Below are 14,903 nucleotides of genomic sequence, written 5' to 3'. Positions count from 1 at the left end.
TTTTTATGGCCGTCAGGCGAGGGTTTTTTTGTGTTTGTGTTCGCTGACCATGGTCAGTAAGAGCAGAATAACCGCCAGCACACAGCCCGCAATCATCACCATGAAGCCGCCGTCCCAGCCGAAATAATCGACGGTGTAACCGACAATGGCGCTGGCCGCAACCGATCCGCCCAGATAGCCGAACAGGCCGGTGAAGCCCGCTGCCGTTCCCGCCGCTTTTTTCGGTGCCAGTTCCAGCGCGTGCAGACCAATCAGCATCACCGGGCCGTAGATCAGGAAGCCAATCACGATCATGCAGGCCATGTCGACGCCAGGATTACCCGCCGGGTTGAGCCAGTAGATCACAGTCGCGATGGTCACCAGCGTCATAAAGAACACCCCGGTTGCACCGCGATTGCCGCGGAACACTTTGTCCGACATCCAGCCGCAGAGCAGCGTGCCCGGAATCCCCGCATATTCATACAGGAAGTAGGCCCACGACGATTTATCCAGCGTGAAGTGTTTTACTTCGCGCAGATAGGTCGGCGACCAGTCGAGAATGCCGTAGCGCAGCAGATAAACAAAGACGTTGGCCAGTGCGATGTACCACAGCAATTTGTTTGGCAGCACATACTTCATGAAGATCTGTTTTGCTGTCAGCTCCTCTTCGTGGCTGGCATCGTAATCAGGCGGATAGTCGTTTTTGTACTCTTCAATCGGCGGCAGACCGCAGGATTGTGGGGTGTCGCGCATCAGCGCAAAGGCCAGAATCGCAATAGCAATTGCGCCAAACGCCGGCATGTAGAGTGCCGCTTTCCAGTCGTTGAACCACGCCATACCGAGCAGGAACAGCAGAGGTGGAATACCGCCGCCTACGTTATGCGCACAGTTCCAGACCGAGACAATCCTGCCGCGCTCTTTCTGCGACCACCAGTGAACCATGGTGCGGCCACAGGGCGGCCAGCCCATGCCCTGGAACCACCCGCAGACAAACAGCAGTACGAACATCACCATGATGCTGGAGGTCGCCCAGGGAACGAATCCCATAATCAGCATCACCGCCGCGGCCAGAATCAGACCAGCCGGTAAGAAGACGCGCGGATTTGATCGGTCAGAGACCGAGCCCATGATGAATTTTGAAAAGCCGTAGGCAATGGAGATGCCGGATAAGGCAAAACCGAGATCGCCACGTGAAAAACCCTGCTCCACCAGATAGGGCATGGCGAGTGCGAAGTTTTTTCTGACCAGATAGTAGGCCGCATAACCAAAGAAGATCCCGATGAAAATTTGCCAGCGCAGGCGACGGTAGAGCGGATCAACATGATCCTCCGCCACCTGCGGCTGACGTGGTGCAGGTTTAAAAATGCTCAGCATTAGTGAGGCCCTCCAGGGCACATTATGGTTTTTTATTCCCAGCAGGTTGGGGCAGGAAAAGAGCAGAAAAAAATGGACAAAGGATGTTCCATTTCGCGCAAAGAATAGTGGTAGTTGCGCAACGTTACTGTGATGAGTGACACATTTGTTACAGTTTTATTACAGTTGAGAGCGAATATGATCATCCGATGGATCATTTCGCGCATTTTATCTGGCATAAAACCCATTCCGGCACTGCTTATGTCAGTAAGTGTAAACAAGCCATTTTTCAGGCACTTCAATCGCCTGGTTAGTAATCAGATGTCAACCAGATTTAACAGCCTGACGGCTGCACATTGTTTACACTGACGGCCTGTTTATTTCGGGATCGTCACCGTGTTTTTATTGATTATTACCACCATTCTGTGGGCCTTTTCGTTCAGCCTGATTGGCGAGTATCTTGCCGGTCAGGTAGACAGCTGGTTCTCAGTGCTTATGCGTCTGGCGCTTGCTGCGCTGGTGTTTCTCCCTTTCCTGCGCTGGCGCGGCCATCGCCCTTCGACATTGCTGCTTTATATGCTGGTAGGGATGTTGCAGCTGGGCGTAATGTATCTGCTGAGCTTCGAAGCCTATCTCTACCTGAGCGTGTCGGAGTTCCTGCTGTTTACGGTGATGACCCCGCTCTACGTGACGCTGATTTATGATTTGATCAGCCGTCGTCCGCTGCGCATCGGCTATATCTTCAGTGCGTTGCTGGCGGTGGCAGGCGCGGCCATTATTCGCTATGACAAAGTCAGCGATCATTTCTGGTTTGGTCTGCTGTTGGTGCAGCTGGCAAACATCTGCTTTGCGGCGGGAATGGTAGGTTATAAGCGTCTGCAGGAGACCCGACCCATGCCGCAGCATACTGCTTTCTCCTGGTTCTATCTGGGGGCAGTGTTGATTGCGGTGATCGCCTGGTGTGCCTGGGGTAACCCGCAGAAGTTGCCGACGACTTCATTGCAGTGGGGCATTCTTGTCTGGCTGGGGGTTGCAGCTTCCGGTCTCGGCTATTTTATGTGGAATTACGGTGCGACGCAGGTTGATGCCGGTACGCTGGGCATTATGAACAACATGCACGTTCCCGCCGGGCTGCTGGTGAATCTGGCTATCTGGCAGGAGAAGCCGCACTGGCCGAGCTTTATTGCGGGCGCGCTGGTGATCCTCGCCTCGCTGTGGGTGCATAAGCGCTGGGTGGTGGGGCGTAGTGACCGGTAATCATTGGGTGCTGGGACAAACCGTTGCTGTAGCCGGACTGCGGCCTCCCGGGCTGGCGTGTCCGATCGCGAAGGAATCTCACATCCCTGCGGTGGATTTCGTGCGTTCCACTCGGGAAAGCGGGTCAGCTCCGTAAAGACGGCGTAAATACGTCCCTGTAGCCTCGGCCGTCGCATCCCTGCGACGGACGCTTTACTCTGTGACCCGCGTTCCCTCATTCGTGTCAGCCAGGCGCTGCCATTTTAAAAGCCATGTAGAAGCTTCAGAGAAGAGGTCGCGCAGTTGAGGAAAAGCGTCCGGGAAAGGGTTGGCGAGGCCGTGCTGCATGGATGCAGGCTTTATTTGCGGTCAGATGCGCGACTTCTGACCGTGCAGGTACCCCGAAGCGCTCAGCAACAGAACTTAAGCTGGCTTCTCACTCTTAGGGCGCTGAATCATCGCCAGCCCTTTCAGGAAGTTCCGCAGAATCTGGTCACCGCATTCGCGGTAGTTCTTATGATCCGGTTTGCGGAAAATTGCACCAATCTCAGCCTGTGAAACAGTAAAATTCACGCGCTTCAGGACATCAGGAATGTCGGTGGTCTTCAGATCAAAAGCGATGCGCAACTTTCTCATGAAGATATTGTTAGTCATCTTGCGTTCTATTGACGGCGCGGGTGCATCTTCGCTTTTGCCACGACGGTAAAAGATCAGGCCATTCAGAAAATAACCCATCAGCACATCCGGGCAGGGACGAAACGCGGCATCGTCATCTTTTTTCAGCCACGCCTGAATATCCGCTACCGGCACGTCACATTGCGCCAGCGCAAAAATCTCCACCATTTTGGCATCGCTCAGATTGAGCATGTAGCGCACGCTGCGCAGAATATCATTGTTAGTCATGGTGAGATCTTCTCATGTTCAGTCGACAGGCTGCGCATTATAGGGGATTTCGACTGCGTTCGCGCAGGTTTGTGCCCGCCGGATTACCGCTGTAATACTGCACCGGGCAGCGCGGCGTCGCGCACAAATGGCAGATGCTCGCAGGCGTGCTGACGGGCAAAGCGGATAAAGGCCTCCAGCACAGGCTGACGCTGCTCGCCTTCGCGCACGGCGGCATAAAGACGGCTCCAGAGGCCATCGCCCAGCGTGCGGGTAACGACCAGACCCTGCTTCTCAAAACTCTCCACCACCCAGTGCGGCAGGGCGGCAATCCCCATGCGCGCCGATACCATCTGAATCATCAGCAGGGTGTTATCTACACTTTTCAGGGCCGGACTCACGCCCGCTGGCTGCAGGAAGTGACGCCAGATATCCAGACGCTGACGCTGAACCGGATAGATCATTAACACTTCATCGGCCAAATCTTCTGGCGAAATCTGCTCAACCTGCGCCAGCGGGTGGTCCGTCGCCAGTACCAGCCGCACTTCATAATCAAACATCGGCGAGTAGAACAGGCCCGAGCGCGCCAGAATGTCGGAGGTCAGCACCACATCCAGCTCACCCTGTTGCAAAGCGGGCTGCGGATCAAAGGTCACGCCTGATTTGAAATCCATCACCACCTGCGGCCAGCTCTGGCGGAACTTGTCCAGAGCGGGAGTCAGCCACTGAATGCAGCTGTGACACTCAATCGCCACCCGCAGCGTGGTCTGATGCGGCTCATGACAGGCCTGCAATGCCTGCTGAATCTGCGGCAGCACCTGCTCAGCCAGCTGCAACAGAATATCCCCCTGCGGCGTAAAGCGTAGCGGCTGACTTTTACGCACGAACAGGCGGAATCCCAGCCGCTGCTCCAGATCGCTGAACTGATGAGATAACGCCGATTGCGTCTGATGAAGCTGGGCCGCCGCCGCCGCCAGCGATCCCGTATTGCGCAGAGCCTGAAGCGTCCGCAGGTGCTTGAGTTCGATCATGAGAGTCCTTCACATCGAAAATGAACATATTGCGCTTGAGCGACATACAGTACCCGCAGATTATAGCAGTGTAAACATCTGGACGGCTAAACATCTTTGGCTGCCCATTTTAGCCAAAGTGAAAGATTATCTGGAGAACAGCACATGACTATCCTCAACCATACCCTCGGCTTTCCCCGTATTGGCCTGCGCCGTGAACTGAAAAAAGCACTGGAGAGTTACTGGGCAGGCGACAGCACGCAGCAGGCACTACTGGCGACGGGCCGTGAACTGCGAGCGCGACACTGGCAACAGCAGAAAGAGGCGGGCGTCGATCTGCTGCCGGTCGGCGATTTCGCCTGGTATGATCATGTGCTGACCATTAGCCTGCTGCTGGGCAATGTGCCTGCACGTCATCAGAACACAGAGGGCACCGTTGATCTGGATACGCTGTTCCGCGTGGGGCGCGGGCGTGCGCCGACCGGCGAACCCGCGGCGGCGGCAGAAATGACCAAATGGTTTAACACCAACTATCACTACATCGTGCCGGAATTTACTCAGGGCCAGACATTTAAACTGACCTGGACTCAGCTGCTGGACGAGGTTGATGAGGCGCTGGCGCTGGGCCATAACATTAAGCCGGTGCTGCTCGGGCCGGTGACGTATCTGTGGCTGGGTAAAGTCAAAGGTGAACCCTTTGAACGTCTGTCGCTGCTGCCGGCGATTTTGCCGGTCTATCAGCAGGTGCTGGCGGAACTGGCAAAGCGCGGCATCGAATGGGTACAGATTGATGAACCCGCCCTGGCGCTGGAGTTGCCGCAGACCTGGCGCGACGCCTTTCAGCAGGCGTATGACGCCCTGCAGGGCCACAGCAAGCTGCTGCTTACTACCTATTTTGACAGCATCGGCCAGAACATTGATGTGATTCGTGCGCTGCCGGTGCAGGGCCTGCATGTCGATCTGGTTCATGGCTGTGATGATATTGAGCAGCTGAATCAGCAACTTCCCGCCAGCTGGCTGCTGTCGCTGGGCGTGATCAACGGACGTAATGTCTGGCGCGCCGATCTGAGCCGCTGGTTCAGTCGCCTGCAACCGCTGACCAGAGAGCGTGAGCAGCTGTGGATTGGATCTTCCTGCTCACTGCTGCACAGTCCGATCGACCTGAGTGTCGAGACCCGTCTGGATGACGAAGTCAAAAGCTGGTTCGCCTTTGCGCTGCAGAAATGTGCTGAGCTCTCGCTGCTGAGTCAGGCTATGAACAACAATGATGCGGCGTCGCTGGACGCCTGGAGCGCGCCGGTGCAGGCCCGTTCTCACTCCCGACGGGTGCATAATGCGGCGGTGGGGCTGCGTCTGGAGGCCATCACGCCACAGCACAGTGAGCGGCAGAGTGCTTACCCGGTTCGTGCCGTCCTGCAGCGTCAGCGTTTCAATCTGCCCGCCTGGCCCACCACCACCATTGGCTCTTTTCCACAGACCACTGAAATTCGCGGCCTGCGTCTCGACTTTAAGCAGGGCCGTCTCGATAGCAACCATTACCGCACCGGCATCGCGGAGCACATTAAACAGGCGATTACCGAGCAGGAGCGGCTGGGGCTGGATGTGCTGGTGCATGGTGAAGCAGAACGTAACGATATGGTTGAGTACTTTGGCGAGCATCTGGACGGCTTTGTCTTTACCCAGAACGGCTGGGTGCAGAGCTACGGTTCTCGCTGTGTAAAACCGCCTGTCATTATTGGCGATATCAGTCGCCCGGAGCCGATCACCGTAGAATGGGCCCGCTATGCCCAGTCGCTTACGGATAAGCCGGTAAAAGGGATGCTGACCGGTCCGGTGACGATTCTCTGCTGGTCATTCCCGCGTGAAGATGTGTCACGTGAAATCATCGCTAAGCAGATCGCGCTGGCGCTGCGTGATGAAGTGGAAGATCTGGAGAAGGCGGGCATCGGGATTATTCAGATTGATGAGCCTGCGCTGCGTGAAGGTCTGCCCCTGCATCAGTCTGAGTGGGCGACCTATCTGAACTGGGCCGTTGAAGCGTTCCGGCTGAATGCGGCGGTGGCGCGGGATGAAACCCAGATTCACACGCATATGTGTTACTGCGAGTTTAACGACATTATGGACGCCATCGCAGCCCTGGATGCGGATGTCATCACGATCGAAACTTCGCGTTCTGACATGGACCTGCTGGAGTCGTTTGAAGATTTCGAGTATCCGAATGAAATCGGGCCCGGCGTCTATGATATTCACTCCCCCAATGTTCCCAGCGTGGAGTGGATAGAAGCACTGTTGCTGAAGGCGGCGAAACGGATTCCGGAAGCGCGGTTGTGGGTAAACCCGGACTGCGGTCTTAAGACGCGTGGCTGGACGGAGACGCGTCAGGCGCTGGCGAATATGGTGACGGCGGCGAAGAAACTGCGTGGTCAGACGGCGTAGAAAAGGGGCCCGGTGGGTAAAATCAGGGGCGCAGAAGCGCCCCTTTTTCATTTATTTTGATGCCACACCATACTGCCTGAACCAGGCCAGCATGCGTTGCCAGCCATCATTCGCTGATTCAGCATGGTAGCTCGGACGGTAATCAGCATTAAACGCATGTCCCGCTTCGGGATAGACGATGATCTCGGCGGTTGCATTGGCGGCATGCAGCGCCTGACGCATCTGCTCGACGCTCTCCAGTGGAATGCCGTCATCCTGACCACCATACAAACCTAACACCGGGGCACTCAAATCGACCGCAATATCAATAGGATGTTTCTGCTGCTTCAGCGTGCGCTCACCGGTCAGTCGCCCATACCAGGCAACCGCGGCGCGCAGCTGTGGGTTGTGCGCGGCGTAGAGCCAGCTGATGCGGCCACCCCAGCAAAAACCGGTGATGCCCATGCGACGGATATCGCCGCCATTACGCGCCGCCCAGTTAGCGGCATGATCGAGGTCAGCCAGCACCTGAGTGTCAGGGACTTTGCTGACCAGCTCGCTGAATAGCGTCGGGATATCATTGTATTCAGAAGGATCGCCCTCGCGGAAATAGAGCTCGGGCGCGATCGCCAGATAGCCTTCCAGCGCCAGACGACGGCAGATATCCCGGATGTGTTCATGCACACCAAAGATTTCCTGCACCACCAGGACGACAGGTAACGGGCCTTCCGCTGGGTGAGGCTTTGCAAAAAATGCCGGCATGTTTTCGCCCTGGCTGGGAACCGAGGTTTCACCTGCGTGAATGGCCGGGCTTTCGGTAATGATGGTCGTAGAGGCGGTGGGCTGCACGGCAGGGGCAAAGCCGCCCGTCGCCGGTTTTTGTGCCATATTATCACTGGGTTTCATTATTCTCTCCGTGCAAGCATTTGCGCAATCACGTAACTATAGCCTGGCGACAAAGCATATGCGCCAGGTGTCGGGTAACAGAATCAGCAGCGAATAAAATCACCCACCTCTTTAACATTGCGCTGACCCGGACACAGCCTCGCGAAGGGCTATCGGGACCAGGAAGATGTTATTGTGTGATATCAATCACATTTCATCTGGCTGGAAATGTAACTTTCATTTTCTTAAGTGAATGCTGTCACATATTTATCGGGCGTGCTGGCGTAGAGTGGCGCGCTACCTTCCCTTAACAGGAGTCTGAAAAATGACACAGTCTGACGTTTTCCATCTTGGCCTGACTAAAGCCGATCTGCAGGGCGCCACCCTGGCGATTGTGCCGGGCGATCCGGAGCGTGTGAAGAAAATTGCCGGACTGATGGAAGATGCCACGCATCTCGCCTCACACCGTGAATTTACTTCATGGCTGGCAAAAATTGATGGTAAACCCGTCGTGGTCTGCTCAACCGGTATTGGCGGTCCTTCAACGTCGATTGCGGTGGAAGAGCTGGCACAGCTCGGCGTGCGCACCTTCCTGCGTGTCGGGACCACTGGCGCGATCCAGCCACATATCAATGTTGGCGATGTACTGGTGACCACCGCATCGGTTCGTCTGGACGGGGCCAGCCTGCATTTTGCGCCGATGGAGTTCCCGGCAGTGGCAGATTTTGCCTGTACCACCGCACTGGTTGCTGCCGCAGAAGCCTGTGGCGCGAAGACCCATATCGGTATCACCGCCTCATCTGACACCTTCTATCCGGGCCAGGAGCGTTACGACACTGTTTCAGGCCGCGTCGTCAGCCGTTTTAAAGGTTCGATGAAAGAGTGGCAGGAGATGGGTGTACTTAACTATGAGATGGAATCCGCTACACTGTTAACCATGTGCGCCAGCCAGGGTCTGCGAGCCGGCATGGTGGCGGGCGTGATTGTGAACCGCACGCAGAAAGAGATCCCGGATGCGGTCACCATGAAACAGACAGAAAGTGACGCAGTGAAGATTGTGGTCGAAGCGGCTCGTCGCTTGCTGTAGGCCGCGTCAGGCAGCAGGTTTTTGTCCAGACTCAAAACCTGCTGCCGGTCGTTAACGGCGCGTAACGTCAGTGAAACCTGAGAGTGTTTATGCGCAACACCATTCCTGTCCGACGTCCTCTCCCCGGCGCGAATCCTGCCGCACTCAGTGCCCGACTGGAACGCAGTGCCGAACGTTTCCGTACCGCCATGCAACAGGGCGATTATGCGCTGGCAGCCCAGTGCTGCGAAGAGGTGCGGCACTCAATGCCCAACCAGATGCAGGTGCTGAGCGACTATGCCCTTTGTCTGCTGCGTCTGGGTCAGCACAATAAAGCGTACAAAATCTATCAGAAGATTTATCAGTCACCGCCCGCTGTGCAGGCTACAGCCTCTGAAACCTGGCTGGATGGCCTGACCGAAGTATGTGGCTGGCTGGATAAAAAGGACGAAGTCGCACGTTACGGTCTGGCGTCGCTGATGCGTTCTGATGCACGTTTCAGTCAGGGGCAGCGCATAGCATTTCCCGCTCCGCAACCTGAGCCTGTTGATCTCCGTCAGCCGCAGCAAAATGTCATTGCTTTCTGCCTGTATGGCGATCAGCCACGTTACTGCGAAACCTTAATCAAAAACGTTGAAGTCGCGCCTGAATTTTATCCCGGCTGGGTCTGTCGCATCTATCTTGATGACAGCGTGCCGCAGCATGTCTGGCAGCGCCTTGACCAGGCGCACGTCCAGCTGGTCGATATGTCTCATGAAAAAACTTTGTATCCAACCCTGTGGCGTTTTCTGGTGCTCGACGATCCAGCGGTGAAGCGCTTTATCGTGCGCGATGCCGACTCGTTGCTCTCGGAGCGCGAAGCGGCGGCGGTTAATGCCTGGCTGGCGTCGCCTTACTGGTTCCACCATATGCGTGACTACTTCTCTCATACCGAACTGCTGCTGGCAGGGATGTGGGGCGGCTGTCACGGCGTCTTCCGGGGTGTGGAACAGGCGATGCGTGATTTCATCGCGCAGTATCAGGGCAGTGAACGCTTCACCGACCAGTATTTCCTCAAGGTAGCGCTGTGGCCAACTGTGCGCGAAAGCCTCCTGAGCCATGATGAGTGGTTTCATTTCCATCAGGCCCAGCCGTGGCCTGACCATGCGCCTGTGCGCTGGAATACGCCGCATTTTCACGTTGGTAGCAATACGGGATTTGCCAGTATGACTGGTAAAACCAGCGCCGCTGACGGTAGCCGACAGCGCGTCGCGATCACCTCCGGCGAGACAACCTGGCACTATCTGGCGCAGGTCAAAAACGGTGAATGGCAGCTGCCGATGCCGTTTTTCCTGATTGATGCGTGGCAGGCTGGAAAGCTGACGGTGGCGGCTCTGTAAGTCGCTGAGTCTGGCTAAAATTGTCTGGACATTCATACAGTGCGACTCTACCTTTTCCCTCAGCAGCCTGAGTCGCGGGGAAATCATGGATCAGCACATCATCATCAGCGCCTGTCTGGCGCTTGCCGGGTTAGGGATTGGCTGGATGCTGGCACAGTTACGTGCCGGTCATCAGGTCGCCAGTTTCCAGACCGAGCGTCGTCTGCAGGAAGAGGCGCAACAGCGCCAGCAGCAGCAAATCGAACAGCTTCAGCAGCAGACACAGCAGCGTGAGCAGGAACTGCGTCAGCTTCACGGCGCACTAAGCGGTGCCAATGAGCGACTGCAACAGCTTGATTACTGGCGCAATGAAAGCGAACAGCTCAATCGTGAACTGCGTAATCAGCTGGAGGTTAACAGCGCGCAGGAAGCGGAGTTGCGCGAAGTGACCATCCGCCTGGAAGAGACCCGCTTCGCGGCTGAAGAGAAACAGCGCCTGCTGACCAACAGCGAACAACGCCTCAGCGCCCAGTTTGAAAACCTCGCCAACCGTATTTTCGAAAACAGCGGCCGTCGCGTCGATGAACAAAACCGCCAGAGTCTGGATGGGCTGATTGGCCCGCTGCGTGAGCAGCTTGATGGCTTTCGTCGTCAGGTTCATGAGAGCTTTGGTGCAGAGGCGCGTGAACGCCACACCCTGACCCATGAAATCCGGCAGTTACAGCAGCTGAATGCGCAGATGGCGCAGGAGGCATTAAACCTGACCAAAGCGCTGAAGGGCGACAACAAAATTCAGGGTAACTGGGGTGAAGTCGTATTGGGCCGCGTGCTGGAAGCCTCCGGACTGCGTGAAGGTTATGAATATGAAACCCAGGTGAGCATTCAGTCAGAACAACAGGGCAGGATGCAGCCGGATGTAATAGTGCGTCTGCCGCAGGGCAAAGATGTCGTCGTGGATGCCAAGATGACGCTGGTGGCTTATGAGCGCTACTTCAATGCAGAAGATGAAATTGAACGTGAGCAGGCGATTCAGGAGCATGTCGCTGCTATGCGGGCGCACATCCGCCTGCTGGGCCGAAAAGATTATCAACAGTTGCCCGGTTTACGATCGCTGGATTATGTGTTGATGTTTATCCCGGTTGAGCCCGCCTTTTTGCTGGCCATTGATCGCCAGCCTGAGCTGATTGGCGAGGCACTGCAGCAGAACATCATGCTGGTCAGCCCCACCACACTGCTGGTGGCGTTGCGAACCATTAATAATCTCTGGCGCTATGAGCATCAGAGCCGCAATGCACAGCGTATTGCCGATCGGGCAACCCGGCTCTATGACAAGATGCGGCTGTTTGTCGATGACATGACCGGCATTGGTCACAGTCTTGATAAGGCGCAAAACAGCTATCGCGAGGCGATGAAAAAGCTGTCAGAGGGGCGCGGCAACCTGATTGCGCAGACAGAAGGATTTCGGGCGCTGGGCGTGGAGATCAAACGGCCCATCAACCCGCAACTGGCAGAACGAGCCATGCCGGAAAACCGGGCGGATGAGGATGCAGATGACGACAGGGATGCGGATGAGAGTGAGCCGCGTGTGAGACGCCTCCACGAATAGTATGGGCGCAGCGTGCCTGACTTCCGTGACTCTGATACACTTCGGGAAGTATTGTTTGTGGAGCAGGTAAAACCGATGGCAGATGAATCACAGCAGGAAACCACCCATTTTGGCTTTCAGACGGTCGCCAAAAGCGAAAAAGCTGACAAAGTCGCGGACGTGTTTCACTCCGTAGCGGCAAAATATGACCTGATGAACGATTTGATGTCGTTTGGCGTCCATCGTATCTGGAAGCGTTTTACCATTGACAGCAGCGGCGTGCGGCGCGGTCAGCGCGTGTTAGATCTGGCCGGCGGTACGGGCGATTTGACCGCAAAATTCTCTCGCCTGGTGGGCGAAACCGGTCAGGTTGTCCTGGCCGATATCAACAGCTCCATGCTGAAGATGGGCCGCGAAAAGCTGCGCAATCAGGGTGTGGTTGGCAATGTGAGTTACGTACAGGCCAACGCAGAAGCTCTGCCTTTCCCCGATAACTATTTCGACTGCATCACCATCTCCTTTGGTCTGCGTAACGTCACGGAAAAAGAGAAAGCGCTGGCCTCGATGTTCCGTGTCCTTAAGCCGGGCGGACGTTTGCTGGTGCTGGAGTTTTCTAAGCCGGTGCTGGATCCGCTGAGCAAGGCGTATGACGCTTACTCATTCCACATTCTGCCGCGTATCGGACAGCTGGTGGCGCAGGATGCAGAGAGCTATCGCTATCTGGCCGAATCGATCCGCATGCATCCCGATCAGGAGACCCTGAAAGCGATGATGAACGATGTCGGTTTTGAAAATACCACTTACTCCAATATGACTGGCGGCATTGTTGCGCTGCATCGTGGATTTAAGTTCTGAGTGAGATGGTAATGAACCTGATGCCCTTGATTACCGCGGGCCTGGAAACGGCACTGAACCGTATTCTCTATCGCGATCGCGGCCTGAAACCGGCGCGGCAACGTCTGAATGGCAAAGTGCTGACGCTGCGCCTGACTGAGTTCTCTTATCCGCTGGTGCTGGTTTTCAGTGAACAGCAACTGGACGTGTTAGCGGACTGGCAGGATCGCAGTGACTGCACGGTGATCACCTCGCTGAAAACGCTGACGAAGCTGCGCGATCGCCAGCAGCTGACGCCGCTGATTCGCAGCGGTGACCTGCAGGTTGAAGGCGACCTGCAGGTAGTGCAGCAGTTCTCCGCGCTGATGGATCTGGCTGAGCTGGACCCGGCAGAATATCTGGCTCCCTGGGTAGGCGATATCGCCGCACAGGGCATCAGTCAGCGCTCGCAACAGGCATTCCGCTTTTTCACAGGTGAAGTGCAGCGTCGCCAGGATTATCTCGGACAGGCCATCACCGAAGAGTGGCGTGTTGCGCCTGGCTCGCTGGAATTAGCCTGGTTTTCTGAGGAGGTCGACGCGATGGAACGTTCGCTTGAGGCGCTTGATGCGCGTCTGGCGCAGCTGGAGGCAAAATGAGTTTTGGAGAGATCCGCCGTTTATATCTGATCATGAAGGTGTTTCTGACCTATGGCCTTGATGAACTGATACCTCAGACACGCCTCACTTTCCTGTTTCGCCTGTGGCGTCGCTCTGTTTTCTGGATCCCGAATCTGCATCAGCATGAGCCCATCGGCGCACGTATGCGCATGGCGATGGAGCAACTGGGTCCGGTCTGGATCAAGTTCGGCCAGATGCTGTCGACCCGTCGGGATCTCTTCCCGCCGCTGATCGCCGATCAACTCGCGATCCTGCAGGACCGCGTAGCGCCCTTCGATGGCGTCAAAGCGAAAGCGCAGATTGAAGCCTCAATGGGCGCGCCGATTGAAACCTGGTTTGATGATTTTGATATCAAGCCACTGGCGTCGGCATCCATTGCACAGGTGCACACCGCCACGCTGAAATCGACCGGCAAGAAAGTGGTGATCAAAGTGATCCGCCCCGATATTTTGCCGGTGATCAAAGCGGACATGAAGCTGATCTATCGCCTGGCCCGCTGGGTTCCGCGTCTGCTGCCGGATGGGCGCCGTCTGCGTCCGGTCGAGGTGGTGCGCGATTATGAGAAAACCCTGCTTGATGAGCTGAACCTGCTACGTGAAGCGGCCAACGCCATTCAGCTGCGCCGGAATTTTGAAGACAGCCGCATGCTCTACGTACCGGAAGTCTATTCAGATTACTGCAGCGAAACCATGATGGTGATGGAGCGTATCTACGGCATTCCGATTTCTGACGTTGCTACGCTGGAACGTCATGGCGTGAATATGAAGCTGCTGGCTGAACGTGGCGTGCAGGTCTTCTTCACCCAGGTCTTTCGCGACAGCTTCTTCCATGCGGATATGCATCCGGGCAACATCTTTGTCAGCTATGACCATCCGGAAGATCCACAATATATCGGCATTGACTGCGGTATCGTGGGTTCACTGAACAAAGAAGATAAGCGTTATCTGGCGGAAAACTTTATCGCGTTCTTTAACCGTGATTACCGAAAGGTCGCGGAACTGCACGTAGACTCCGGCTGGGTGCCGCCAGATACCAATGTCGAAGATTTCGAGTTTGCGATTCGTACAGTCTGCGAACCGATTTTTGAAAAGCCGCTGGCTGAGATCTCTTTCGGACATGTGCTGCTGAACCTGTTTAACACCGCACGCCGCTTTAACATGGAAGTGCAGCCGCAGCTGGTCCTGCTGCAAAAAACGCTGCTTTATGTGGAAGGGATTGGCCGTCAGCTCTATCCTCAGCTCGATCTGTGGAAGACAGCCAAGCCGTTCCTGGAAGAGTGGATTAAGGATCAGGTCGGTCTGCCAGCCATTATCCGTGCGGTGAAAGAGAAAGCGCCATTCTGGGCTGAAAAGTTACCCGAGCTGCCCGAGCTGTTTTACGACAGCCTGCGCCAGCACAAGCTGCTACGGCATAGCGTCGATAAATTGGTGGGTGATATGCACGCACAGCGCGTTCGTCACCATCAGGCGCGCTACCTGTTTGGCGTCGGTGCAACGTTGCTGTTAAGCGGAACGGCTGTACTGCTCACCCGACCGGACTGGGACTTCTTCCCGGCGGTGTTAATGGCGGCGGGAATCGTCTCCTGGTTAATCGGCTGGCGTAAGACAAACTGATTGTCACGTCCGTCTAAAAAAAGGTAAT

Annotated in this window: 12 protein-coding genes; 8 read left to right on the top strand and 4 right to left on the bottom strand. The window is 55.9% G+C overall.

The features are described from left to right. Positions 1-12: 12 nt before the first annotated feature. Positions 13-1,353: a glycerol-3-phosphate transporter gene (gene glpT / locus P2R09_RS07470; RefSeq protein ID WP_003854394.1), complete on the bottom strand. Its 1,341-nt coding sequence runs from the start codon at positions 1,351-1,353 to the stop codon at positions 13-15. A gap of 375 nt (positions 1,354-1,728) precedes the next feature. Here glpT and P2R09_RS07465 point away from each other — a divergent pair, with 375 nt between their 5' ends. After that, complete coding sequence (locus P2R09_RS07465; RefSeq protein ID WP_003854395.1) at positions 1,729-2,589, top strand: carboxylate/amino acid/amine transporter; 861 nt, start codon at positions 1,729-1,731, stop codon at positions 2,587-2,589. A gap of 402 nt (positions 2,590-2,991) precedes the next feature. Here the strand turns inward: P2R09_RS07465 and P2R09_RS07460 are convergent, their stop codons facing one another. Both P2R09_RS07460 and metR read right to left on the bottom strand, forming a co-directional pair. Beyond that, on the bottom strand, positions 2,992-3,471 hold the full coding sequence (locus P2R09_RS07460) for a DUF1456 family protein (protein WP_003854397.1): 480 nt from the start codon (positions 3,469-3,471) through the stop codon (positions 2,992-2,994). A gap of 83 nt (positions 3,472-3,554) precedes the next feature. Further along, positions 3,555-4,481 (bottom strand): HTH-type transcriptional regulator MetR, encoded by a 927-nt coding sequence (metR, locus tag P2R09_RS07455; protein WP_003854400.1) that lies wholly within the window; start codon positions 4,479-4,481, stop codon positions 3,555-3,557. 144 nt (positions 4,482-4,625) lie between these two features. Between metR and metE the strand changes: the two genes are divergently transcribed. Continuing rightward, positions 4,626-6,896: a 5-methyltetrahydropteroyltriglutamate--homocysteine S-methyltransferase gene (gene metE, locus P2R09_RS07450; protein WP_275768500.1), complete on the top strand. Its 2,271-nt coding sequence runs from the start codon at positions 4,626-4,628 to the stop codon at positions 6,894-6,896. Positions 6,897-6,947: 51 nt separating this feature from the next. On the opposite strand, the gene P2R09_RS07445 is transcribed toward metE, so the two are convergent. Next, on the bottom strand, positions 6,948-7,781 hold the full coding sequence (locus tag P2R09_RS07445) for a dienelactone hydrolase family protein (RefSeq protein ID WP_275768498.1): 834 nt from the start codon (positions 7,779-7,781) through the stop codon (positions 6,948-6,950). Positions 7,782-8,085: 304 nt separating this feature from the next. Here P2R09_RS07445 and udp point away from each other — a divergent pair, with 304 nt between their 5' ends. The 6 genes from udp (at position 8,086) to ubiB (ending at position 14,875) form a co-directional block, all read left to right on the top strand. Then, the gene (gene udp, locus P2R09_RS07440; protein WP_008926449.1) at positions 8,086-8,847 is read left to right on the top strand and encodes a uridine phosphorylase; all 762 of its coding nucleotides are present in this window, start codon (positions 8,086-8,088) and stop codon (positions 8,845-8,847) included. Positions 8,848-8,936: 89 nt separating this feature from the next. Next, the gene (locus tag P2R09_RS07435) at positions 8,937-10,205 is read left to right on the top strand and encodes a tetratricopeptide repeat protein (RefSeq protein ID WP_275768495.1); all 1,269 of its coding nucleotides are present in this window, start codon (positions 8,937-8,939) and stop codon (positions 10,203-10,205) included. Between the two features lie 85 nt (positions 10,206-10,290). Further along, positions 10,291-11,790: a DNA recombination protein RmuC gene (rmuC, locus tag P2R09_RS07430; RefSeq protein ID WP_105100016.1), complete on the top strand. Its 1,500-nt coding sequence runs from the start codon at positions 10,291-10,293 to the stop codon at positions 11,788-11,790. Positions 11,791-11,865: 75 nt separating this feature from the next. Next, a complete protein-coding gene (gene ubiE, locus P2R09_RS07425; protein WP_008926452.1) occupies positions 11,866-12,624 on the top strand; it encodes a bifunctional demethylmenaquinone methyltransferase/2-methoxy-6-polyprenyl-1,4-benzoquinol methylase UbiE in 759 nt (252 codons plus the stop codon). Positions 12,625-12,635: 11 nt separating this feature from the next. Beyond that, positions 12,636-13,241 (top strand): SCP2 domain-containing protein, encoded by a 606-nt coding sequence (locus tag P2R09_RS07420; protein WP_275768491.1) that lies wholly within the window; start codon positions 12,636-12,638, stop codon positions 13,239-13,241. After that, the gene (gene ubiB / locus P2R09_RS07415) at positions 13,238-14,875 is read left to right on the top strand and encodes a ubiquinone biosynthesis regulatory protein kinase UbiB (RefSeq protein ID WP_008926454.1); all 1,638 of its coding nucleotides are present in this window, start codon (positions 13,238-13,240) and stop codon (positions 14,873-14,875) included. The genes P2R09_RS07420 and ubiB overlap by 4 nt, the downstream gene beginning before the upstream one ends. Positions 14,876-14,903 lie beyond the last annotated feature (28 nt).

Source organism: Pantoea sp. Cr_R13 (assembly GCF_029222565.1).
In the GTDB taxonomy this organism is placed as follows: Bacteria; Pseudomonadota; Gammaproteobacteria; order Enterobacterales; family Enterobacteriaceae; genus Pantoea; species Pantoea eucalypti.
Note: the sequence above shows the minus strand (reverse complement) of the source record. Positions and strands in the feature narration are given on the sequence as shown.